This is a genomic window from Actinosynnema sp. NPDC023658, assembly GCF_040639995.1.
Taxonomy (GTDB): domain Bacteria; phylum Actinomycetota; class Actinomycetes; order Mycobacteriales; family Pseudonocardiaceae; genus Actinosynnema.
The window spans coordinates 1-1,953 of record NZ_JBFAAX010001005.1; the positions used below are offsets into that span (position 1 = coordinate 1).

The 1,953-nt window shown below is 70.1% G+C and carries 2 protein-coding genes; both read right to left on the minus strand.

Features of this window, described 5'->3' with window-relative positions; all coding sequences use genetic code 11:
* Window positions 1-721: TauD/TfdA family dioxygenase (locus AB0G02_RS37425; protein ID WP_360804410.1), on the minus strand; the 721-nt coding region annotated here is incomplete at its 3' end.
* 4 nt (window positions 722-725) lie between these two features.
* On the minus strand, window positions 726-1,697 hold the full coding sequence (locus AB0G02_RS37430; RefSeq protein ID WP_360804413.1) for an isocyanide synthase family protein: 972 nt from the start codon (window positions 1,695-1,697) through the stop codon (window positions 726-728).
* Between the last annotated feature and the right edge of the window lie 256 nt (window positions 1,698-1,953).

The following is a 1,953-nucleotide window of genomic DNA, read 5'->3' on the forward strand; positions in this document are numbered from 1 at the left end:
GCTGCCACGAGTGCGCGTAGAGGTACCGCGGGTCGTACAGCGCGGCCCGGACCTCCTCGATGACGGCCCGTGCCTGCTCGGGGCTGTGGTCGGCCACCGTCACGTTCGGCGGGTTGAGGATCTCGACGCCCTCGGGGACGGGTTCGAGGAAGCGCAGGGTCGGCAGGCCGGTCAGCGGGTGCGGCTCGACCAGCGGCGAGACCACCAGGCCGCCGTAGTGGCTGATCTTCGGGTTGCGGTAGTGCAGCACCACGTCCCGCCAGCGCCGCACGGTCTCCGGGTCGGTGCCCGCGATGACGCGGGTGGTGTCGGTGAACAGGGTGCGCCCGCCCTCCGTCGCGGCCGGGGCGGTGAGGCAGTGGAAGATCTGGAACTCGGGGATCTGCTTGGCGTACATGCCGTCCCAGTGCATCGGCATGAAGCTGGTGTCGAACGCGTGGTCCTCGGGCTCCTCGTGGGCCAGCACGTCGAACACGGTGCCGAAGGACCACTCCAGGATCTCGCCCCACGAGTGCCCGTAGGCCTCCAGCGCGGCGCCGTCGGCGGGAGGGGTGAAGCCGCGCAGCACGACCAGGTGCTTCGCGCGCACGAGGGCCCGCACGTCCTCGACCGCGGGGGTGGTGAACGGCTGACCGGGTGTCCGGGCGGTCACCAGCGCGCCGAACGGCGTCAGCGGCTCGGTGTCCCAGGCGGTGTCCGAAGCGGTGGTAGCGGATGACATCTGTTCAGCCTTCCGGGTGTGGGGTGGTCTGGGCGGGCAGGACGTAGTGGGACGGGCGGCCGTGGCGCAGCACCAGCTGCCCGCCCGCGGTCTTGGCGGCGTGGTGCTTCATCAGCCGGAAGCGGCCCCGGTCCTCGACCGCCACGGCGTGCCACGGCGTGAGCCAGCGGTCGTCGTCGGCGTTGTCCTGGAGGAAGATTCCGAACTTCTCGTGGCCGCAGGGCTGCGGGTGGATGGACAGCCGGACCGCGTCGGGGTGGATGACGGCCAGCAGGTTGCCCCACGCCTGGCTGCGCCCGATCACCTCGTAGGCGCGCGTGCGGCTCTCCCGCTGCAGGGTCGTGTTGCTGCCCCGGAAGCCGGGGACCTTCCCGTCCTCGAACAGGAAGCGGGTGATGCCGCGGTACAGGCCGAGCGCCGGACCGCCGGCGCGCACCTCCGCCCGCAGCTCGTCCAGGTCCGGCGCGTGGTCAGCCCACAGCTTCTGGCGCATCCGCTCCGGTTCGGTGCCCGGGTAGACGTCGTCGAGGCTGTAGAGGCTGATGTGCTCGGTGCCCAGGCGGTCCAGGACGTTGGCCATCTCCTGCTGGTAGGCCGACACGTGCTCGTCCGGGATCCGCACCAGGTCGTTGAAGACGCGCCCGTCGGAGCAGATGATCAGCTGCGCGCCCGGCGGGTAGACCTCCCGGATGCGCGCGCAGAGCGTCTCCAGGAACGCGATGGACAGCTCCTCGGCGAGGTCCGGGAGGTGGCCCAGGACCTTGTCCGGGTTGGGTGACTTGGCGGGGAACGCGGGTAACAACATCGGTATGGCACGTCCGGCGCGGACGTGGACCTCGATCCTGCCGCGCTGGGTGTCGCGGCAGTGCGCGCAGCGGTCGTCGTGCGGGCTGTCCGGGTCGATCAGCAGCCTCTGGTGGGCCATCATCAGGTCGAGCACGGCGTCGACCGGCGCCGTGGCGCGGTGGGCGGACATGGAACTCCTTTTTCCCGAGCCTGTAAACGGCACGCGCACCCGAAATGTGCGGTCACCGTTTGTGCGTCACTTGGAATAACGGAGAGTGGAGCCCCCAGCGCTGGAAAGATGGCACCACAACATCACGCGAGGTAAGCGCGGCCGTCCGGCGGCAATGTCAGCTCCGCCACTATGTAACACGGCAATGCGGGCCGTCAACAGGGTTGGACAACTGCCGTACGGGTGCCCGGACCTACCGGCGAACGGCGGCCGGTCT